Origin of the sequence: Streptomyces sp. NPDC007164, assembly GCF_040634135.1 — a bacterium.
Classification (GTDB): Bacteria; Actinomycetota; Actinomycetes; order Streptomycetales; family Streptomycetaceae; genus Streptomyces; species Streptomyces sanglieri.
The window spans coordinates 16,950-37,851 of record NZ_JBEYFB010000030.1; the positions used below are offsets into that span (position 1 = coordinate 16,950).

At 71.4% G+C, this 20,902-nt stretch carries 16 protein-coding genes, 2 tRNA genes and 1 riboswitch; of the genes, 6 read left to right on the plus strand and 12 right to left on the minus strand.

Features of this window, described 5'->3' with window-relative positions:
* Window positions 1–48 precede the first annotated feature (48 nt).
* From ABZ622_RS29210 to ABZ622_RS29225, 4 genes are all read left to right on the plus strand, one after another.
* Window positions 49–1,788 carry a sporulation protein gene (locus ABZ622_RS29210; RefSeq protein WP_360548184.1) on the plus strand — a complete coding sequence of 580 codons (1,740 nt, stop codon included), beginning with the start codon at window positions 49–51 and terminating at the stop codon, window positions 1,786–1,788.
* Between the two features lie 269 nt (window positions 1,789–2,057).
* Window positions 2,058–3,314, plus strand: coding sequence for an L-2-hydroxyglutarate oxidase (gene lhgO, locus ABZ622_RS29215; RefSeq protein WP_360548186.1), 1,257 nt, complete (start codon window positions 2,058–2,060; stop codon window positions 3,312–3,314).
* Window positions 3,315–3,318: 4 nt separating this feature from the next.
* A complete protein-coding gene (gene trmB, locus ABZ622_RS29220; RefSeq protein ID WP_360548314.1) occupies window positions 3,319–4,167 on the plus strand; it encodes a tRNA (guanosine(46)-N7)-methyltransferase TrmB in 849 nt (282 codons plus the stop codon).
* A 210-nt stretch (window positions 4,168–4,377) separates the two neighbouring features.
* Window positions 4,378–6,051 (plus strand): PrsW family glutamic-type intramembrane protease, encoded by a 1,674-nt coding sequence (locus tag ABZ622_RS29225; RefSeq protein ID WP_360548188.1) that lies wholly within the window; start codon window positions 4,378–4,380, stop codon window positions 6,049–6,051.
* Between the two features lie 42 nt (window positions 6,052–6,093).
* Here the strand turns inward: ABZ622_RS29225 and ABZ622_RS29230 are convergent, their stop codons facing one another.
* The 6 genes from ABZ622_RS29230 to ABZ622_RS29255 form a co-directional block, all read right to left on the minus strand.
* Window positions 6,094–7,038 carry an aldo/keto reductase gene (locus ABZ622_RS29230; RefSeq protein WP_360548190.1) on the minus strand — a complete coding sequence of 315 codons (945 nt, stop codon included), beginning with the start codon at window positions 7,036–7,038 and terminating at the stop codon, window positions 6,094–6,096.
* Between the two features lie 185 nt (window positions 7,039–7,223).
* Entirely contained in the window at window positions 7,224–8,318 is a 1,095-nt protein-coding gene (locus tag ABZ622_RS29235) for a M23 family metallopeptidase (protein WP_360548192.1), read from the minus strand.
* A gap of 11 nt (window positions 8,319–8,329) precedes the next feature.
* A riboswitch (cyclic di-AMP (ydaO/yuaA leader) is annotated at window positions 8,330–8,482 on the minus strand.
* A gap of 239 nt (window positions 8,483–8,721) precedes the next feature.
* A complete protein-coding gene (locus tag ABZ622_RS29240) occupies window positions 8,722–9,882 on the minus strand; it encodes a PP2C family protein-serine/threonine phosphatase (RefSeq protein ID WP_360548194.1) in 1,161 nt (386 codons plus the stop codon).
* A 254-nt stretch (window positions 9,883–10,136) separates the two neighbouring features.
* A tRNA-Met gene (locus tag ABZ622_RS29245) sits at window positions 10,137–10,210 on the minus strand.
* A gap of 84 nt (window positions 10,211–10,294) precedes the next feature.
* A complete protein-coding gene (locus ABZ622_RS29250; RefSeq protein ID WP_360548196.1) occupies window positions 10,295–11,506 on the minus strand; it encodes an SPFH domain-containing protein in 1,212 nt (403 codons plus the stop codon).
* 55 nt (window positions 11,507–11,561) lie between these two features.
* Window positions 11,562–11,783 (minus strand): hypothetical protein, encoded by a 222-nt coding sequence (locus ABZ622_RS29255; protein WP_360548198.1) that lies wholly within the window; start codon window positions 11,781–11,783, stop codon window positions 11,562–11,564.
* Window positions 11,784–12,049: 266 nt separating this feature from the next.
* Between ABZ622_RS29255 and ABZ622_RS29260 the strand changes: the two genes are divergently transcribed.
* The gene (locus ABZ622_RS29260) at window positions 12,050–12,466 is read left to right on the plus strand and encodes an SHOCT domain-containing protein (protein WP_360548200.1); all 417 of its coding nucleotides are present in this window, start codon (window positions 12,050–12,052) and stop codon (window positions 12,464–12,466) included.
* A gap of 224 nt (window positions 12,467–12,690) precedes the next feature.
* Window positions 12,691–14,148, plus strand: coding sequence for an FAD-binding oxidoreductase (locus tag ABZ622_RS29265; protein ID WP_360548202.1), 1,458 nt, complete (start codon window positions 12,691–12,693; stop codon window positions 14,146–14,148).
* On the opposite strand, the gene ABZ622_RS29270 is transcribed toward ABZ622_RS29265, so the two are convergent.
* From ABZ622_RS29270 to ABZ622_RS29295, 6 genes are all read right to left on the minus strand, one after another.
* Window positions 14,127–14,855 carry an NAD(P)H-binding protein gene (locus ABZ622_RS29270; protein ID WP_360548204.1) on the minus strand — a complete coding sequence of 243 codons (729 nt, stop codon included), beginning with the start codon at window positions 14,853–14,855 and terminating at the stop codon, window positions 14,127–14,129. The two genes, ABZ622_RS29265 and ABZ622_RS29270, sit on opposite strands and share 22 nt — an antisense overlap.
* Before the next feature lie 144 nt (window positions 14,856–14,999).
* Window positions 15,000–15,072, minus strand: a tRNA-Lys gene (locus tag ABZ622_RS29275).
* Window positions 15,073–15,163: 91 nt separating this feature from the next.
* Window positions 15,164–16,687, minus strand: coding sequence for an amino acid permease (locus ABZ622_RS29280; RefSeq protein WP_360548206.1), 1,524 nt, complete (start codon window positions 16,685–16,687; stop codon window positions 15,164–15,166).
* Window positions 16,688–16,798: 111 nt separating this feature from the next.
* Window positions 16,799–18,337 (minus strand): FG-GAP-like repeat-containing protein, encoded by a 1,539-nt coding sequence (locus ABZ622_RS29285; protein WP_360548208.1) that lies wholly within the window; start codon window positions 18,335–18,337, stop codon window positions 16,799–16,801.
* Window positions 18,337–20,403 (minus strand): FG-GAP-like repeat-containing protein, encoded by a 2,067-nt coding sequence (locus tag ABZ622_RS29290; protein WP_360548210.1) that lies wholly within the window; start codon window positions 20,401–20,403, stop codon window positions 18,337–18,339. Before ABZ622_RS29290 ends, ABZ622_RS29285 begins: the two co-directional genes overlap by 1 nt.
* A 281-nt stretch (window positions 20,404–20,684) precedes the next feature.
* Window positions 20,685–20,902 (minus strand): hypothetical protein (locus tag ABZ622_RS29295; protein ID WP_360548212.1); only part of this gene is annotated, 218 nt, incomplete at its 5' end.

The window sequence follows — 20,902 nt, forward strand, 5'->3', positions numbered from 1 at the left end:
GCGCCGCAACGGTGACGCGGCGGCCGTCTGTGTGTCGAGGGGTGGCGCATGTCCAGGGAGCAACGCGGACCGAACGAGAAGCTCGGAACCGTTCTCGCCCTCGCGGGAATCAGCAACGCCGGGCTCGCCCGGCGGGTCAATGACCTCGGGGCGCAGCGCGGTCTGACACTTCGGTACGACAAGACCTCGGTGGCCCGGTGGGTCTCCAAGGGCATGGTGCCGCAGGGCGCCGCGCCCCATCTCATCGCTGCGGCGATCGGCGCCAAGCTCGGCCGGCCGGTCCCGCTGCACGAGATCGGGCTCGCGGACGCCGACCCGGCGCCGGAGGTCGGGCTGGCCTTCCCGCGCGACGTGGGCGAGGCGGTCCGCTCGGCGACCGAGCTGTACCGGCTGGATCTGGCCGGGCGGCGCGCGGGCAGCGGCGGGATCTGGCAGTCGCTCGCGGGCTCGTTCTCGGTGAGTGCGTACGCGACGCCCGCGTCCCGCTGGCTGATATCCCCCGCCGACGCGACGGTGGAGCGAGACGCGGCGGCGGCCGGGGTCCCCGCCTTCGACACCCACGGCGCACGGGGCGCACGGAGCGATGCAGGGGCGCAGAGCCCGCCGGGCAAGGAGGCGAGGAGCGCGGCGACGGTGCCGCCCGGCGCCCCGGCCGCGCTGAACGCCCGGGCGGCCCGGACAGCGCTCGGCACGCTGGGAGCGCTGGGCACGCGACAGGCACCCGCCATCCCCGCCCAGCCCCGCCCGGACACGGCACCGGCACCCGCCCCGGCCCCGGCCCCGGCGGCGGATCCGGCACCCGTGTCCCCCGCCGTCCCGGCCACCGCGGTCACCACCACCGTGATCACCACCACCAGCGACATCTCACCGCTGCGGGTCGGCCACAGCGATGTCTCCAAGCTGCGCGAGGCGGCCCAGGACGCCCGCCGCTGGGACTCCAAGTACGGCGGCGGGGACTGGCGTTCCTCGATGGTTCCCGAGTGTTTACGGGTCGACGCCGCACCGCTGCTGCTCGGCTCGTACAGCGACGAGGTGGGCCGGGCGCTCTTCGGCGCCGCGGCCGAACTGACCAGGCTCGCCGGCTGGATGGCCTTCGACACCGGCCAGCAGGAGGCCGCGCAGCGCTATTACATCCAGGCGCTGAGGCTCGCGCGGGCCGCGGCCGACGTCCCCCTGGGCGGCTATGTGCTCGCGTCCATGTCGCTCCAGGCGACGTACCGCGGCTTCGCCGACGAGGGGGTCGACCTCGCACAGGCCGCCGTGGAGCGCAACCGGGGCCTCGCCACGGCCCGCACCATGAGCTTCTTCCGCCTGGTGGAGGCGCGTGCCCATGCCAAGGCGAACGACGCGTCCGCCGCGGGATCCGCGCTGAAGGCCGCCGAGGGCTGGCTGGAGCGCTCCAGGGGCGGCGACGCGGACCCGTCCTGGCTGGGCTTCTACTCGTACGACAGGTTCGCTGCCGACGCCGCCGAGTGCCACCTCGATCTGAAGGCGCCCCGGCAGGTGCGGCGCTTCACCGAACAGGCGCTCTCCAGGCCCACCGAGGAGTTCGTCCGCTCGCACGGGCTGCGGCTCGTGGTGTCGGCGGTCGCCGAGCTGGAGTCGGGCAATCTCGACGCGGCCTGCGCCGCGGGCACCCGGGCGGTGGAGGTGGCGGGCCGCATCTCCTCGGCGCGGACCACCGAGTACGTACGTGATCTGCTGCACCGGCTCGAACCGTACGGCCACGAGCCCCGCGTCGCCGAGCTCCGCGAACGGGCCCGGCCGCTCCTGGTGGCCCCCGCCTAGCCGGCCTGATCGGGCCGGTCGGGCCACGCGGGCCGACCGGCGCACGACGGCGGACGGACGGACGGACTGCGGGCGGACGGCGGCAGGCATACGCGCGGTGTCGTCACGGCATCCGGACGGCATCCGCGTGGCATCTGGACGGCATCCGGACGGCATCCGTGCGGACGCGGGTGTGCCACGGGCCGTAAAGATTCGGCGCCACGCTGGGCCTCGCTGGTTTGAGTGCGTTGTCAGTGGGTCAGTGCACTATCGGGGTGGGAGGTGGCGTGATGATGACGCGCGCGGCGTACGACTGCGATGTGCTGGTGATCGGCGGCGGGATCGTCGGCCTGTCGACGGCGTATGCGATCACGCGCACCGCGCCGGGCACCCGGGTGACGGTCCTGGAGAAGGAGTGGGGCCCGGCCCGGCATCAGACCGGGCGCAACAGCGGAGTGATCCACAGCGGCATCTACTACCGCCCCGGCTCGCTCAAGGCCCGCTACGCGGTGCGCGGCGCCGCCGAGATGGTCGACTTCTGCGCCGAGCACGGCATCGCCCACGCGGTGACCGGCAAGCTGATCGTCGCGACCGAGCGGTCCGAGCTGCCCCGGCTGCACGCCCTGGTCCAGCGCGGCCGGCAGCACGGGCTGCCGGTGCGCGAGCTGGGCCCCGCCCAGATCACGGAGTACGAACCCCGGGTGCGCGGCCTCGCCGCGATCCGGGTCGGATCGACCGGGGTGTGCGACTTCGGCGCGGTCGCGGCCCGGTTCGCCGCCGAGGTGAGCGAGGCCGGCGGAATGATCCGTTACGGGGCGGAGGTCACCGCGATAGACCGGCGCCCCTGGGGTGTGGCGGTGCGCACCGCGGACGGCACGGTGGTGCGGGCCCGGGTGCTGGTCAATTGCGCGGGGCTGCACTGCGACCGGGTGGCCCGGCTCGCGGGCGACGACCCGGGCATGCGGATCGTGCCCTTCCGGGGCGAGTACTACGAGCTGGCTCGGCCGGAGCTGGTGCGCGGCCTGGTCTATCCGGTGCCCGATCCGGCGTTCCCGTTCCTCGGGGTCCATCTGACCCGGGGCCATGACGGCGGCGTCCACGTCGGTCCGAACGCGGTGCTCGCGCTGGCCCGCGAGGGGTACGGCTGGCCGGTCGTGCGCCCGCGCGAGCTGGCGGACACCCTGGCGTGGCCCGGCACCTGGCGGACAGCGCGCAGACACTGGCGGTACGGGGCGGGCGAGGTGCACCGTTCGCTGTCGAAGCACGCGTTCACCCAGGCCGTGCGGCGGCTGCTGCCGGAGGTGACGGAGGCCGACCTGAGACCGGCCCCGGCCGGGGTCAGGGCCCAGGCGGTGCTGCGGGACGGCACTCTGGTGGACGATTTCCTCATCCGCGAGGCCCCGCACACCGTCCACGTGCTGAACGCGCCGTCGCCCGCCGCGACGGCCTCGCTGCCCATCGGGCGGGAGGTGGCACGCAGGGCGCTGCTCCGGGCACGGGAGACGGGGTGGAGACCGCCCGCCGTAGAATCGGGGCATTGTGTCTGAGCCCATGAACCCCTCCGAAGGCCTCTCCGGCGACTCCCCCGAGAGCTCCTCCGAGCGCCCCTCCTCGTCCGCTGCCGGGATTCCGGACGATCTGCGCGCCGCCTCCTTCGAGCGGCAGCGCAGGCTGCGCCAGGAGCCGCGCTTCCCGGGCGGGCCCGCCGTCGATCCGGCCGGCTCGCACCACGAGCGCCGGATCCGCAGTTTCCAGCCGCGCCGCAGCCGCGTCACGCCCGGCCAGGAGGACGCCCTGCTGCGGCTCTGGCCGAAGTGGGGCCTGGACATCGACGGGCAGCGCGTCCTCGACCTGCCCGAGCTGTTCGACGGGCTGCCGACCGTGCTGGAGATCGGCTTCGGGATGGGTGAGGCCACCGCGCAGATGGCCGCCGACGACCCGGGCACGGGCATCCTCGCCGTCGATGTGCACACCCCTGGCCAGGGCAATCTGCTCGGCCTCGCTGACCGCAACGGCCTGTCGAACATCCGGGTGGCCAACGGCGACGCGATCATCCTGCTGCGCGAGATGCTCAAGCCGGACTCGCTGGACGGGCTGCGGGTGTACTTCCCCGACCCATGGCCCAAGAAGCGCCATCACAAGCGGCGGCTGATCCAGCCGGAGTTCCTCGATCTGGTGGCGCAGCGGCTGAAGCCGGGCGCGGTGATCCACTGCGCGACCGACTGGGAGCCGTACGCCGAGCAGATGCTGGAAGTGCTGAGCGCGCACCCCCTCTTCGAGAACACGCAGGCGGACGGCGGCTACGCGCCCCGGCCCGCGTTCCGGCCGCTGACCCGCTTCGAGGGACAGGGCCTGGACAAGGGCCACGTCGTGCACGACCTGCTCTTCGCCCGCCGCTGAGACCGGCGTGGGGCCCGGGGCGTGCCGGTGCGGTGCGTGCCGGGACGGTGGTGGGGCCGGGACGGTGAGGGCCGGACCGGTGGAAGGGCCGGGATGGTGGAGCGGCCGGACTCGTGGAGCGGCCGGGCCGGTGGGCGATGCCCGCGAGCCGGGCGGCCGGTGGGCGCCCCATGGTCAGGAGTCAGTGCTGCTGGTTAGGGTCATTGCGTGGTGTCCGACGGGTCTGTCCAGCAGCGGCAGTCACAGCCCGCCGTCCCGCTCCTTGAGGAGCAGCGGGTCGGCGAGATCCTGGCTGCCGTGCCGGAGCGCAGGCACTGGCATTACCGGCCGCGCCGCGTGGGCGTGGTGTGGCGCAGCCGGACCTTCCGCGTCGCGGCGGTGTTCACGGTGCTCGCGATCTGCGGTCTGGCGATCCTGGCCCTGGTCCGCGACCAGACGGGCACTCAGGGGTTCCTCGTCGGCCTCGGCCTGGCCGTGCTGCCCGTCCCGCTCCTGCTGGCGGCGTTCCGCTGGCTGGACCGGGTCGATCCGGGCCCCTGGCGCAATGTGCTGTTCGCCTTCGCCTGGGGTGCGTTCGCCGCCGCCCTGGTAGCGATCCTGGCGAATTCCTTCGCGACCCGCTGGATAGCCACGACCATCGCCGACCCGTCCAACGCCGACACCCTCGGCGCCACGGTCATAGCCCCGGTCGTCGAGGAGAGCGCCAAGGCCGCCGCGGTCCTGCTGATCTTCCTGTTCCGAAGAAGGGAGTTCAACGGGATCGTCGACGGCGTCGTGATCGCCGGCATCACCGCGAGCGGCTTCGCCTTCACCGAGAACATCCTCTACCTCGGCAACGCCTTCGGCGAGGACCAGCAGATCGGTAACTCAGGCGTTGTGTCGGTGACGGCCGCGACGTTCTTCGTACGGGCGGTGATGTCGCCGTTCGCGCACCCGCTCTTCACCGTGCTGACCGGCATAGGCTTCGGGCTCGCCGCGGCCTGCGCCCGGCGCCGGCGGATCCGCCGCATCGTGCTGCCGCTGCTGGGGCTCGTCCTCGCCATGGGCATGCACTCGCTGTGGAACGGGTCGGCGGTCTTCAGCCCGTACAGCTTCTACGCCGTGTACGCGGTGTTCATGGTCCCGGTCTTCGGCCTGGTGACCTGGCTGGTGATCTGGTCGCGCCGACGGGAGCTGCGCACCCTCGCCGCCGAGCTGCCCGCCTACGCGGCGGCGGGCTGGCTGAGCCCGGCGGAACCGCTCGCCCTCTCCTCGATGCGGGCCCGCGGCCTGGCCCGCGACGCGGCACGCCGCCAGTACGCCGTCGCGGCCCGGGGCCGCTGGGACACCCCGTACGGGCCCGGCTGGGCGCCCGGGTCCATACCGGCGGCGATGCCCGGAGCGATGCCCGGAGTCATGCCCGGAGCCGCGCCAGGAGCGATGCCAGGAGCCATGCCCGGAGCCGTGCCCGGTCCTTCTGCCCAGGCCGCGGCGCAGGCGAAGGCCGCGACGCGGGCCGCGGAGGCCCACGGGAAGGCGGCCGCCCGCGCCGTCGCCGAGTACGAGTCGTTCGCGACCTCGCTGGCCGCACTGCGCCTCCGGGCCCGCCGCGGAACGGCCGACCCGGACTTCGCCGGACGCGAGCTGGAGCTGCTGCACCACCTCTGGCAGCGCAGGGAGGTGGCCGCCCCCGCCCTGACGTACGCGGCGCAGGCGACGGGGCTCCTGCGCCCCCACCGTCTGCCGCCGCTCCCGTACGCCCAGCAGTTCACTCCGCACACGCAGTACGGCGCATACGGCAACGGCCCCGCCCAAGCGGGGGCGCATCCCCAATCCCCCGGCCCCGGCCCCGGCTACAACCCCGGCTACAACCCTTATCTGATGCCGCAGCAGCCACCGCGCTGAGGCCTGCCCGACGGATCGGGCAGACCCCGCCGGGCGGGCGAATCAGGCGGATGCCTCGGTGAGTTCGGCCAGCTCCTGCTCGGTCAGCGTGAGGTCCGCGACGGCCAGCAGCGCGGGCAGCTGCTCGACCGTACGGGCCGAGGCGATCGGCGCGACCACGGTCGGCCGGGATGCGAGCCAGGCCAGCGCGACGGTCGCGATCTCCGCGTCGCGCTCCCTGGCGACCTTGTCCAGCGCGGCCAAGACCTTCTGTCCCCGCTCCGACTCCAGGTGCTGCCGGGCGCCCTCCGCCCGCGCGCTCTCCACCGAGGTGCCCGGACGGTACTTTCCGGTGAGGAAGCCGGAGGCCAGCGCGAAGTAGGGCACGACGCCGAGCCCGGCACGGGCCGCCGTGTCCTGGAGCTCGCCCTCGTAGGTGTCGCGGGAGACCAGGTTGTAGTGCGGCTGGAGGGCGACGTAGCGGGCCAGGCCCTCGCGCTCCGAGAAGTCCAGGGAGGCCCGGAGCCGCTCGGGGCCGATGTTGGAGGCGGCGATCTCCCGGACCTTGCCCTCCTTCACCAGCTGGTCCAGGGCGGTGATGATGTCCTCGACCGGCACGGTCTCGTCGTCGAAATGCGTGTAGTACAGATCGATGTGGTCGGTGCCGAGCCGGCGCAGCGACTCCTCGGCCGCGGCCTTGATGTTGGCGGGAGCGAGCCCCTTGTACCGGGGGTGGGTACTGACCTTCGTGGCGACGACGATGTCGGAGCGGTTGCCGCGTGCGGCGAGCCACTTGCCGATGACGGTCTCGGACTCGCCGCCCTCGTTGCCCGGAATCCAGGCCGAGTACCCGTCGGCGGTGTCGACGAAGTTGCCGCCCCCCGCGGCGTACGCGTCCAGAACGGCGAACGACTGCGCCTCGTCGGCGGTCCAGCCGAAGACGTTGCCGCCGAGAGCGAGCGGGAAGACCTGGAGGTCGGAAGGGCCCAGCTTACGAAGAGAAGTCATAGGTGAAACAACGGATTCTGCTAGGCCCGCTATTCCGGTGGGCCCATCCCGGAGCCGGCTGTTCGAGGAACTCACCGCTCCTCGTCCCGCCCACCTCCCACCGCCCACAAACAGACCGGCAGCCCTGACGTCGGGGGGTGAGCGTCAGGACTGCCGGGGTTCAGCGGCCGGCGAACCGGCTCGGATCAGGGGTTGAGGCCCTTACCGCGGAGCCAGGCCATCGGGTCGATGCCCGTTCCGCCGGCGGTGTGGACCTCCAGGTGGAGGTGCGGTCCCGTCACGTTGCCGGTCGCGCCGACCCGGCCGATGGTCTCGCCGGTGCTGACCTTCTGGCCGACGCTGACGCCGATCGAGGACTGGTGGCAGAACCACAGCTCCGTACCGTCGTCGAGCTCAAGCACCGTGCGGTAGCCGTACGCGCCGGACCAGCCGGCCGACTTGACCGTGCCGCCGTGAATGGCCTTGATCGGGGTGCCGGTCGGGGCCGCGAAGTCGAGGCCCGTGTGGTGGCCGGAGGACCACATCGAGCCGGCTTCGCCGAAGGTCGAGGTGATCGTGTACGAGGAGGTCGGAATGGCGTAGCTGGCGGCGAGCTTGGCCAGCCGCAGCGCCTCCGCCTTCTTCTTGGCCTCCTCCTCCGCCTTCTTCTTCTCGGCGGCGGCCTTGGCCTCGGCCTCGTCCTGCTGCTTCTTGGCCTCGGCGGCAGCCTTCTCCGCGGCCTTCTTCTCCTCGGCCGCCTTGGCCTCGGCGTCGGCGGCGTCCTGCTGCTGCTCGGCCTGCTGGAGGATGCGGGCGCGGAGCGCCTCGCCCGCGTCCGTCGTGCCCTGCTCGGCCTCGGCGGTGGTGATGCCGGCGGTGGTGAGCGGGGCGGTGGCGGCCGTGACCTCGGTCTTGTCGGCCTCGGACTCGTCGGAGAACAAAGCGCCCACGCCCGGAAGGGACTTGGCGTCGGGGAGGTTGTTCTTGATCGAGTCGGGCACGGAGATGGAGACCGGCGGCTTGCTCTGCGCGGTGGCCATGCCACCCGCGCCGACCGCCGCTATGACGCCGACACCCAGCACCGTGGAACTGCGGGCGAGGCCGTTGCGCTGCTTGGCGACGCGGTGCCTGCCGCGCACCGGGCGGACCGACTCCTCGGTGGGGTTCCACTCGTCCCAGCCACGGTCGGGCTCACTGGTGAACTCACCCGTGAAATTGCCGGTGAAGTCGCCGCCGGGCTCGGTGCCGTAGTCGGAATCGAACCGGGACGGGGCCTCGGGGGCAGGCTTGTTGGACGCCACGGGGGCGCACTCCTTTCCTTCCTTCTCGCCTACCGGGTTAGCTGACGGGTTCGGAGCAGGAAGGTCTCCTACGGGCCCCTCTGCCTCTCACGAGACACAGGTGTCCGATTCACCCCATGTAGGTGGTTCCCCGGTTCCCTTGCGGAATTCGGCGCTCGCGCGCGGTGCCGCCACTGACGACGGCTGGGACGACCGCGCTGCGTTATCGAACGTTAATAGACACCGGGGCCGTATTCCAAGCTGTTCCAACTGATCGTTCACTTCTTTGGCCTGGACTTTACGGGACACAAGCGGGTGGAATCGGACGAGTTGACCGACCCTCAGCCACTACCCTGTTTCTGACGTTGCGTCAAACGTTATGCGGAGCGACGCCCTTCGATTACACACGGTGGCAGCGCCCCCATCACGCCTCCTCGGCACCGACGATCGGCACGGTCCTTCGCCGGTCCGGCTGCCCCTCCGCCGGACGTACGACCGCGAGCAGCGCCATGTCGTCGGTCGACCCGCCGCCCGTGTGCAGCCGTACGTCATCGGTCAGGGCCGACAGCAGCTCTTCGGGCCCCGGGAAGATCCGCCCGCGCAGCCGGGCCGCCGGATCGTAGAAGACCCCCTCGGCGTTCCGCGCCTCGGAAAGGCCATCCGTGTAGAGGAGCAGCGTCGTCCCGGCCGGCAGATCCCACTCGTCGGTGCACTCCGGCCACGCCCCCAGGCCCATCCCCAGCGGCAGCGCGGGCACCGACGGCTTCAGCACGTCCAGCGCCCCGTCCGGATGCAGCAGGATCGGCTCGGGGTGACCCCGGTTGACGATCCGCACCCGGGACAGCCCGGACGGGATCTCGGCCAGCACGGCCGTGATGAACCCTTCGAGCACGTCGAGCCCACCCCGCCGCGCCTCCTCCCGGGCCAGCGCCCGCTCCAGCCGCCCCGCCACCCCCTCCAGTGAGGCTTCCTGCTCGGCGGCCTCGCGGAACGCCCCGATGACCACCGCCACCGTCTCCACGGCGTCGAGCCCCTTCCCCCGCACGTCCCCGACCACCAGCCGCACCCCCCACGGGGTGTCCGAGACGGCGAACAGGTCACCGCCGACGAACTCGTCCGCCTGCGCCGCCTCGTACCGCGCCGCGACCTGCAGTCCGCCGGTCCGGTCGGCCGGCTGCGGCAGCACCGCGCGCATGGCGGTCTCCGCGATGAACCGCGCGGAGGCCAACTGCTCGTTCCCGCGCCGCACGACCCCGTTGATCACGACCGCGAGGACCGAGACGGTGGCCAGGGTCAGCAGTTCGATCAGCGGCACGGCCTCGGGCAGCGTGCTGCTGTACAGCCGCAGCACGATGACGGCCAGCATCGAGGCGATACCGGTGCGGACGGTGCTGGCCAGCGAGAAGAACGGGGCGGCGATCAGCGGAGCGGCCACGAACAGCGGGATGGCGGTGAAGGTCGGCGGGGTGAGGACGTCGAACAGCAGTCCGCCGAGGATCATCAGGGGAGGCAGCGCGCGTACGAACCGCCGGCTGCGGGCACCGCTCCCGGCGTGCTTACCGCGCCGCTTCTCCCGCTTCCACACCTGTGGTCTCCTGCCCGGTACGCGCGCGGCTGCGGACGGTACCGCGCCCCACCCCCAGGCTCGCCGGACCGGAACGAAGCGGCGACTCCTCGTCGGCCGATGGAGGGACACGGAGGAGGGAAACGGGGGGAGGGAAACGGGGGGAGGGAAACGGGGGACACGAGGAGGGACATGTACGCCGCGGCTCGCACGCCATGCGGCGAAACGAATTCAGGCCCGGCACGCTGTGTGCGTGCCGGGCCTGAATCCTTCAGTAGCGGGGACAGGATTTGAACCTGCGACCTCTGGGTTATGAGCCCAGCGAGCTACCGAGCTGCTCCACCCCGCGTCGTTGAATGCAACTCTACGCCATCCCGGGCGCCCTTTTGACCACTCGGTCCGCCCGCCCCCGATCCACCCGCACCGAGCCGCGTCAGGACTGGTTCGTCTCGGAGATGCGGGGCATGGAATCGGCCTTCCCGTGGACGGCCGACTGCTTCACCGGGTTCGCACCGCGTTGCAGCGAGTGGAGGATCGCCAGCCCCTGGCTGACGACACCCGCCGCCATCTCGTTGACGCCGTTGGTGCCGTTGAGGACGGTGAGGTCGGCGCCGGACATGCCCCGGGCGGCCGCGTCGGCCAGCGCGGGCAGGTTCTCCACGATGCGGTTGGCCGCGATGAGCTCCTGGTTGCCGTCACGCAGCGACGCGGCGCGCACGCTGTTGGCGTCGGCCTGCGCCTGGGCGAGGGCCCGCTCGGTGTACGCGTTGCCGTCGGCCTCGAACTTGACCCGGTCACGGGCCGCCTCCGCCAGGGTGCGCTGCCGGTACGCCTCGGCGTCCGCCGGGCGCCGGACCTCCGCCTCCAGCCGTTGGGCGGCGAGCGCGGCCTGCCGCTCGGCGAGTGCGGTCTGCTCCTCGATGACCTCGTGCGAGGCCCTGGCCTGGGCGAGCGGCCCGGCCTGCGCGGCGCGGGCGTTGTACTGCTCGGTCTCGGCGAGGAAGCCGGCCCGTTTGATCGCGGTGTCGCGTTCGTACTCCGCCTTGAGCGCGGCGGCCTGCTGCTCGCGCTGGCTGGCCTCCTGGTCGGCCTTGGCCTCGGCGATCCGGGCCTGGCTGGCGACCGCGGCGGCGTGCGGGGCCGCGAGGTTCTTGATGTAGCCGGTGGCGTCGTCGATCTCCTGGATCTGGAGGGCGTCCACGACGATGCCGAGCTTCTCCATCTCACCGTGGCTGCCCGCGATGACCTCCTGGGAGACCCGGTTGCGCTCGCGGATGATCTGCTCCACGGTCAGTCCGCCGACGATGGAACGCAGATGCCCGGCGAAGATCCGCCCGACGAGCTCCTCCATCTGTTCCTGCTCGGTCAGGAAGCGGCGGGCCGCATTGGCGATGGACACGGCGTCGTCGCCGACCTTGAAGACGGCCACGGCCCGGACGTTGAGGCGGATGCCCTGCTGCGTCACGCAGTCCTCGGTGATCTCCGCCTCGCGCAGCGCCAGGGAGAGCATGCGCGCCTTCTGCTTCACCGGCAGCACGAAACTGCCGTGCCCGGTGACGATCCGGAACTGGGTGTCCAGCGTCTGCCCCTTGGAACCGGAGATGAGCATCGCCTCGTTGGGGGCGGGAACGTGCCAGAAGAACATGGGAAGACTCCTGCCGTACGACACTGCTTCCGTCGGGTACGGATTGCTTGGCGGCTCAGGACGGCAGGCGTTCCACGATCACGCCGCGCGCCGAGACCGTGTCGACGACAACGACGCGCGCGTCCCTGTCGATCGACGTCGCCGACCATGCGGTGTAGGCCTCGGACCCGCCCCGTACGGCCACCAGGACTTCGCCCGGACCGTCGGGCGGAATCGGCACGGTGACACGGCCGACCGCCCCGACCGGGCTCCGGGCGGACTCATCTGCCCTGCGCATGCGTCGCCCTCGTGAGCGTCCCTGCGTACGCCTGCTCACGCCGCTTGCCGCACGGTGTCCCGCACCGCTTCATGTACACGAGGCGACCCCGCCTCCTGGAGGCCCGAGCCTCCCTCGACATCTCCACGGTACTCCGCGCCCACCCCGGCGCAGCGGTGTCGGCGGGCGGCCGCCGATCAACGAGCGGGCGCAGATATGCGGTGATATGACTGTTTTACCTTCTGTCCTGCCGACGCGATGAACTCGCGCTGATCGGGGAGCGAACCGTGGACGACTACTCCTTGCTCGACCTCTTCTGGACCATGCTCTGGTTCTTCCTCTGGGTCATGTGGCTGTTCCTGCTGTTCAAGGTCATCACGGACATCTTCCGCAGCCACGACCTCGGTGGCTGGGGCAAGGCCGGCTGGCTGATCCTCACGCTGGTGCTGCCGTATCTCGGCGTGCTGGTGTACGTGATCGTGCGCGGCAAGTCCATGAGCAAACGGGACATCAAGGAGGCCCAGGACCGTGACGCGGCCTTCAAGGCGTACGTACGGGAAGCCGCCGGCACCTCCGACGCGGGCGGCGACGCCACGAAGAAGGGGAGCCACGTCGACGACCTGGCGAAGCTCGCCGAGCTGAGGGACCGGGGCGCCATCACGGACGAGGAGTACCAGCGGGCGAAGACGAAGCTCCTCGTCTGACGCCCGTACCGCCCGCTCCGCGCGTCCCGTGCCGCCCGCCCCCGGCACGGGCGCGTATGTCTCCCTCCGGGCGGTCCGGCGAACTGGCAGGGCGCCAGGACCGCGAGGAGGCTTGAGACATCAGCCACGGTGGCCGTCGCCGCCCGCGGTTCTCGGGGCGCCGGAGTCACGGCGGGCCGAGCGGGGTGCGGTCCCCATCTCGACGTACGAGGAGATGGCCCGCCATGGACGGCACCACGTCCGCGACCCCGGACGCGACCCTGGACGCGATGCGGACCGCGCTGCGCGGCCCCGTCATCGGCCCGAAGGACCCGGAGTACCGGCGGGCCCGCACGATCTACAACGCCATGATCGACCGGCGCCCGGCGGCGGTGGTGCGGTGCACCGACGCGGCGGACGTGATGGCCGCGGTCGGCTTCGTCCGGGACGCGGGGCTCACGCTCGCGGTCCGCGGCGGCGGGCACAGCGGCGCGGGTCTGTGCCTGGTGGACGACGGCGTGACGATCGACCTCTCGCCCATGCGCTGGGCACACATCGACCCCGGCGCGCGGACGGCCACGGTCGGCGGCGGCACCACGCTCGGCGACCTCGACCACGCCGCCCACGCGTTCGGTCTGGCCACCCCCTCCGGAATCCTGTCATCCACCGGCGTCGGCGGCCTCGCCCTGGGCGGCGGCCACGGCCACCTCACCCGCAGATACGGCCTGACGATCGACAACCTGCTGGCCGCGGACGTGGTCCTGGCGGACGGCACCTCGGTGACGGCGAACGCCACCACCCACCCCGACCTGTTCTGGGCGCTGCGCGGCGGCGGCGGAAACTTCGGCGTCGTCACCTCCTTCACCCTCCGGCTGCACCCGGTGGACACGGTGGGCGTCGCCATCACGCTCTGGCCGGCCGACCGGATCCCCGACGTGCTGCGCTGGTACCGCGACTTCCTGCCGCAGGCCCCCGAGGACCTCAACGGCTTCTTCGCCGCGCTCACCGTGCCGCCCGGCCCGCCGTTCCCGGAGGAGATCCACGGCCAGAAGATGTGCGGCGTGGTGTGGTGCTGGACCGGCGACCCCGAACTCCTCGAAGCCGCCCTCAAGCCCGTCGAGGACCCCGGGCCGCCCGCCTTCCACTTCACGGCCCCGATGCCCTACACCGCCCTGCAGTCCATGTTCGACGAACTGCTCCCCACCGGTCTGCAGTGGTACTGGCGCGGCAACTTCTTCGACCGGATCACCGACGACGCCATCGACGTACACACCAAGTACGCCGAGAACCTCCCCACCCCCCTGTCGACCGCCCACCTGTACCCGATCGACGCGGCCGCCCACCGGCCCGGCCCCGACGACACGGCCTGGGCCTACCGCGACGCGGTCTGGTCCGGCGTCATCGCGGGCATCGACCCGGACCCGGACAACGCCGAACAGATCAGGCAATGGTGCGTCGACTACTGGGAGGAGCTGCACCCGCACTCCATGGGCGGCACCTACGTGAACTTCATCGGTGCGGGCGAGACCCCCGACCGCATCCGCGCCACCTACCGCGACCACTACGCCCGCCTGGCCGCCGTCAAGCACACCTACGACCCGCACAACTTCTTCCACGCCAACCAGAACATCGAACCGGCGGCCCGGCGGGCCGGCGCCGTCGCCCCCCAGCGAGGGGCGGGTCAGGAGAGCCAGTCGGCGTAGTGAGTGGGGGCGAGGTGGGCGTCCTTGTCGGTGAGGACGTCGCCCTTGACGGCGGCGAACATGCCGGCGGTGGGGTCGGTGACGACGGTACGGTCGTCGCCCTTGCGGGACAGGGTGATCCGGCCCAGCTCGTCCAGGTTGAAGACCTCGGGGCCGCCGATGTTGCGGATGCCGTTCAGCGGGGCGCCCGCGGCGACCTCCGCCACCGCGTCGGCCACGTCCTCCGCGGCGATCGGCTGGATCGGTGTGGCGGGCAGCCGGACGGTGTCGCCGTCGGCGGTCCAGGACAGGACGGCGTCCATGAACTCCATGAACTGCGTCGCCCGGACGATCGAGTAGGGGACCGGCCCGGCCGCGAGGATGTTCTCCTGGAGCGTCTTGGCCCGGTAGTAGTCCAGCTCCGGCACCCGGTCCGTGCCGACGATCGAGAGGATGACGAAGTGGCCGGCGCCGCCCTTGTCGGCCGCGGCCAGAAGGTTGTCCATCGAGGTCCGGAAGAAGGCCGGGGACGCTTCGTCGAAGGTCGGGGAGTTCGTCAGGTTGACGACGACATCGGCTCCCGCCACCGCCTCGTCCAGCCCCTGGCCGCTGATGACGTCGACACCGGTGGACTGCGAGTGCGGTACCGCCTCGTGCCCGGCGGCGTTCAGCTTCTTGACGACCTGCGACCCGATCAGCCCGGTACCGCCGACGACTGCGAATTTCATGACGTACCTTTCACGGTGCTTTGTGCGCAATATGACACATAGGTACGCGTGTGGGCACGGAAAGAAACGGCGCCCCGACCGGATGAAACCGATCGGGGCGCCGAGTGGCAGCTCGTCAGAGGGGGTTCCCCTCGCTGCCGGCGGTAGGCCGTGTGGGACTCGAACCCACAACCAACGGATTAAAAGTCCGCTGCTCTGCCAATTGAGCTAACGGCCCCCGGCGAATCACCCCCGAGCATAGCCCGCCGGGGCCCGGCCGCCGATCGGGTATCGGATACCGGGCCCCGTCGCGGTGGGATCCCGGGGGGTCAGAGGGGCTCGTCCGGGGTGATCGTGCGCTTGTGATCCGGTTTGAGGAACCAGTGCCTCGCCGATGCCAGCCACCAGGTCGCCGCGAAGCCCAGGACCACCAGCACCGCGACGGGCGCGTAGTTGAACGTCTCCCAGGTGACCGGCGAGATCTGCGGCAGCATGAAGAGCACCGTGATGATCAGGACCCAGGCCACCGCCACGATGCCGATCGGGCGGGACCAGCGGCCCAGGTGCCAGGGGCCCGGGGTGAAGTCGTCGCCACGGAGCAGGCGGAGCAGCGTGGGGATGACGTAGGCGATGTAGAGGCCGATCACCGCGATCGAGGTCACCGCCGCGTACGCCGTGACGTTGATCAGGTACGGGAGTCCCAGTACGAGGGCGCCGGCCGCGGCGAGCCAGACCGCGGCGACGGGGGTGCGGGTGCGGGGGCTGACCGTGTGCCAGACGCGGGAGAAGGGCAGGGCCCCGTCGCGCGAGAAGGCGTAGATCATGCGGCTGTTGGCGGTCACCGACGCCATGCCGCAGAAGAGCTGGGCGCCGATCACGATCAGCAGCAGGAGCTTGCCGGTGGTGGCGCCGAGGGCGTCCAGGAGGATCTGGGCGGGCGGGGCGCCGGTCGGTGAATTCAGCGCGCCGTCGTACGACTGGATGGCGAAGGTGAAGCCGAGGAGCAGGACGAAGCCCGCTATCCAGGAGGTCCAGATCGACTGGACGATGCCTTTTGGACCGGCCGTCGCCGCGTCGTGGGTCTCCTCCGTCATATGGGCGGAGGCGTCGTAGCCGGTGAAGGTGTACTGCGCCATCAGCAGCCCGATCATCACGACGTAGAAGCCGCTGCCCCAGCCCGTGTTGTTGACGAACTCGGTGAAGACGAACGACGCCGACTGGTGCGAGTCGGGCACGAAGGTCAGGGCGCCGACGATGACGGCGACGCCGATGACGTGCCACCAGACGCTCACGCTGTTCAGCAGCGCGACGATCCGTACGCCGAAGGTGTTGAGCAGACCGTGCAGCAGCAGGATCGCGGCGAACAGCAGGATCGTGCGGGTGGGGGTGACTTCGAAGCCGAACTGGAGGTTCAGGTACGCGCCCAGGAAGGACGCCGCCCCGAAGTCGATCCCGGCGGTGACGGCGACCTGCCCCAGCACGTTGAACCAGCCCGTGAACCAGGCCCAGGCGGCGGCCGAGCGCGGCGGGGCCAGTTGGTGGGCCCAGAAGTAGAGCCCGGCGGAGGTCGGGTACGCCGAACAGATCTCGGCCATCGCCAGGCCGACGAACAGCGTCATCAGGCCGACGCCGACCCAGCCCCAGGTGATGACGGCGGGGCCGCCGGTGTTCATGCCGAAGAGGTAGAGCGTGAGGCAGCCGGAGAGCACCGAGATGATCGTGAACGAGACGGCGTAGTTGGAGAACGCCGACATGCGCCGGGCCAGCGTCTGTGTGTACCCGAGCTGCGCGAGGCGCTCCTCGTCGGAGACGCCCGGTGGTGGTGGTCGGTCCTCGCCTGTGTCGGTTGTCATGCACCCAGCGATTCCCCCGCGCCGGGGCACACATGCGGCCGCCACGGTCACGACTGGGAAAACGCGCCGGGGCACGAAGGGGCGCGCGGCCCCCTCGTACCCCGGCGTCGCTCAGGTGATCTTCGAGTACTTCTTCCAGCGCGTGTCGGCCAGCTTCCTCGGCGCCGAGAAGCCCCCGGTGTGGTTCGCGTTGTAGAGGTACACCGCACCCGCCGGTGTCCGCGCCAGGATGTCCTGCCGCCCGTTGTGGTCCATGTCCCCGCTGCCGACGATCGCGTTGTACTTGCCCCAGCCCGAGCCGATCTTCGTACGTGGCGCGAAACCGCCCTTGCCGTTGCCCCGGTAGAGCCAGAGCACCCCGGCGCCGTCCCGCGCCACGATGTCCGCGCGGCCGTCGCCCGACAGGTCGCCGCGCCCGGCGATGGCGGTGTAGCTCTTCCAGGTGGTGACCTTCGTACGACCCGCCAGCAGGCCGTCGCTCCTGCCCCGGTACAGCCAGATCACGCCCGAGGCGTCACGGGCGAGGATGTCGGGCAGTCCGTCCCCGCTGAGGTCGCGGGTGGCCACGATCCGGTTGTACTTGGACCAGCCGGAGCCGAGCTTCACCTTCGCGGCCTTGCTGAGATCGCTGTGGCTCAGGTGGCTGGGAAGGCGGTAGAGCGTGCCGCCCGGCGTACGGGCGAGCAGGTCGCCCCCGCCGTCGCCGCCCAGGTCGCCCAGCTCGGTCATGAAGTCGAACTCGTTGTCCCCGTCGATCATCGAGCCGATGCTGTCGACGTAGCAGTCGTCGAGCCGGCCCTGCTGGTCGGTCGTGCAGAGGTCGATGAGACGGCCGGGCTCCCGGGCCAGGACCGAGCCGCTGATCCGCTGGTCGAGGTCGACGTCACGGGTCCAGTCGACGATCGTGGAGCGGTAGGAGGAGATCCGGGTGTAGAGCCGCACCCCGACCGCCACGCAGCCGGTGGCCCGGGTCGCCGAGACGGCGATGAGCTTCCCGCCGCCGACGAGCGCCCCGCCCGCATCACCGAAGCACCGGTCCTCGTCCGCGACCGGGGGCGCGCCCGGGGCCGGTACGGTGCAGAGCGTGCCGCCCGGCAGCGTACGGCCGAGCAGCGCGGCACAGGACGCCGCCGACTTCAGCACCACCGGTTCGCTGTGGCGGACCCGCGGGGCGTCGTTCAGGTCCAGCCCCGCCCACGAGTAGAACGTCGCCTTGGCGCCCTCCGCGTACAGCGCCGTGTCGGACGACGAGGCGAGCACCGGCTTGCCGTACGAGGCCGGCGTCGCCCGGATCGCCACCGAGACGGCTCCCCGGCGGGTGTTCGCGTCGTACGCCGGGTGGCTGCGGTAGCGCGGATCGCTGCCGCCGCTCCCCACCTGACCGCTCGGCAGGCGGTACTCCCACTCCATGTCCGCGTGGCTGCGGCCGGTGAAGCAGTCGGGCGTGGCCAGCGTCCGGGTCCTGGACAGCGTGATGCCCGTGCAGGCCCGGTGGGAGCCGTCCGCTTCGTCGGAGTAGTAGAGCGGAATGAGCCACGAGGGGACCGTAGTGGCGGCCCGTGCCTCGGGAGCGGAACCCAGCAGCCCGGCGAGCACGGCGCCGGCCGCGGCCACGGTGGTGAGCGCCCGCGCCGGGAATTGCCTGCGCATCAGAAGACCCCCTTGTAGCCCTGCCACCCGGTGGCGATTTTTGTGCGGGAGCCGAACGACCCCTTGCCGTTGCCGTTGTTGCGGAAGAGGTTGCCCCAGCGGTCCCGCTCGACCAGGTCGGCCTTCCCGTCGCCGGTGATGTCACCGGCCCCGACGATGGTGTCGTACGAGGTGCCCCACGCGGCGAAAACCTTCACCCGCTCCTTCAGCTTTCCGCTCGCGGTGCCGTCGTAGCGGTAGAGCGTGCCGTCCTTGTGGTGCGCCAGCACATCGCCGTAACCGTCACCGTTGAGGTCACCGGCACCCACGACCTTCGTGTATCCGGTCCAGGACGAGCGGATCTTCACCCCGGCCTTCAGCTTGCCGTGGCCGTCGTTGGCGAAGAGGTGCACGTCGCTGGTCGACGTCCTGCGCGCGAGCAGGTCGGGGCGGCCGTCACCGGTCAGATCGCCGGGCACGGTCAGGAGGTTGTACGCGTTCCACCCCGTGCCCAGGGAGGTGTGGCTGCTGTTCGGCGTGTACGGGGAGCCGCACTTCCCGGCGTACCGGCGCAGTTCCCCGTTCGGCATCCGTACGAGCATCTCGGCACAACGGTCGCTGCCCATGTCCCCGAACGGGACCGCGACCGTGCCCTTGGGCCAGCCGGCGCCGGAACGCTTCCAGTCGAGCTTCCCCCTGCCCTCGGTGTAGTGCAGGGTCAGTTCGCCGACGGAGTTGAGCGTGACCAGCTCGCCGAAGTCGTAGCCGCCCTGGTCGTGGTGGCCCTGGACACCGCCGGAGACCTCGATCTTTCCGCTGGTGGTGTACGTGCCGCCGCCCTTGGCGGCCCTGGCGGTCAGCGTCCAGGTGTGGATCTCGTTGGCGGCGGGGCTGCCGCTGTCCGTCCTGCCGTCCCAGTCGACCGCGACCTCGGCACCGGGGCCGCCGGAGAGGGTACGGATCGCCCGGCCGCGGATGTCCTTGACCACGAAGGTCCAGGTCGCGGGCACGTTGAGCTGCCAGGTGCTCTCCCAGTTCTGGCCGCCGTAGACGTTCTTGAGATCGATGTACCCGGCGTTGAGATCCGACTCGATCTTCGCGAGCGGCTGCGCAGGCACCCCGCTGGGCACGATGCGGATCGCCTTGTCCGGTCCGACGTACGCGATGTCGCCGCCGAACTTGTCCACGGCCCAGGTCAGCCGGCGCTGGTCGGCGGTGCTGCCCGCGGGCAGGTCCGCGATCTCCCGGGGCGGTGCGGCCGTCCCGGTGTGGAAGTCGGTGAGCAGCAGCTTCCCGGCGGTGCGGTCGTGCCGGACGAGATAGCCGTCGCCGACGAGCGCGGCGCCGGACGGCACGGGGACGCTCTTCTTCGCCGTACGGTCGTACACCCCGGCGGCACCGCTCGGTCCGCAGTTCCAGTAGATCCAGCGGCCGACGGTCTGGAGTTCCTTGATCACGCACGGGGCGCCGGTGGCGACGGTCTGCACGACCTTCTTCTGTTCGAGGTCGGTCGCGGTGACCGCTCCGGCGGTCGAAGCCGCCGTCCACAGCGCCGATCCCCACACCGAGGCGGCGGTGACGGACCGGGTCATCCGCACGTCCGACCTGCGGACCCCGACGTCGTCGATGTACTGCTTGCCGGTCGACGCCGCCTCGTAGACGAAATAGCGTCCGGTCGCGTCCACGAACCGGCCCCCGGTCACGGCGGGTTCGTCGAAGCCGTGGAGCGTGTTCCCGGTGAGCCAGATCTGGGCGCGTTCCTTGCCGTTGTCGACGAAGAAACGGCCCACATGGCCGTTGCCGGTGGCGCGCAGGAGTACGCAGTCACCGGCGTCGCACGGCACCCGCTTCGCATGCGCACCGGTCGCGTAGGTGTCCACGTATCCCATCGAGGTGGGAGCGCCCACCGTCGCCCCGCCCGGGGAGACCTGACGGGCGAACACGAACTGCGGGCCGCTCGGGGCGACTTCCACCGTGTTCAGCACTCCGCCGGCGAAGTCGATGCCCCAGACACCGCTCGTCGCGATGGGAGTCGGCGCGTCCGCGGCGACGGCGCTCGGCACCGTACCGAGACCGGCCGCGACCACGGTGAGAGCGGCTAGTGCGGCGGTACGGCGCCGGGCGCCACGACCGCGTGGAGAAGCAAGGCGAGCCAAAGGGGTCCTCCCCAGAATGCCCGAAGGGCAAGAAGGCACAGGTGATCGACAGCGACCTTCGCAGAGCCCCCCGGCCCGCCCCTGTGCAAGTCGCCGGATGCTAGCAGCGGTTGACCATGTGGGGGAAGTGAAAAGAAAAGCGGGCCCGCTCGTGAAGAGCGGGCCCGCTTTCGCAGACCGTTCAGCGGACCTTCAGCAGGTCCTCACGGTGTTCAGCCGTTGCGCTTCCAGCGCGGCTTGTCGTCGCGGCGGCCGAAGGTGCCGGTGCCGGTACCCGTGCCGGTGCCACCACGGTGGTCGTCACGACGGCCGGTCGGGCGGTCGCCGCCACCGGAGCGGAAGCCGCCCGAGGGGCGGTCGTCACGACGGTCGCGGTTGAACGGACGGTCGCTGCCGCCGGAGCGGAAGCCACCGGAGGGGCGGTCGTCAC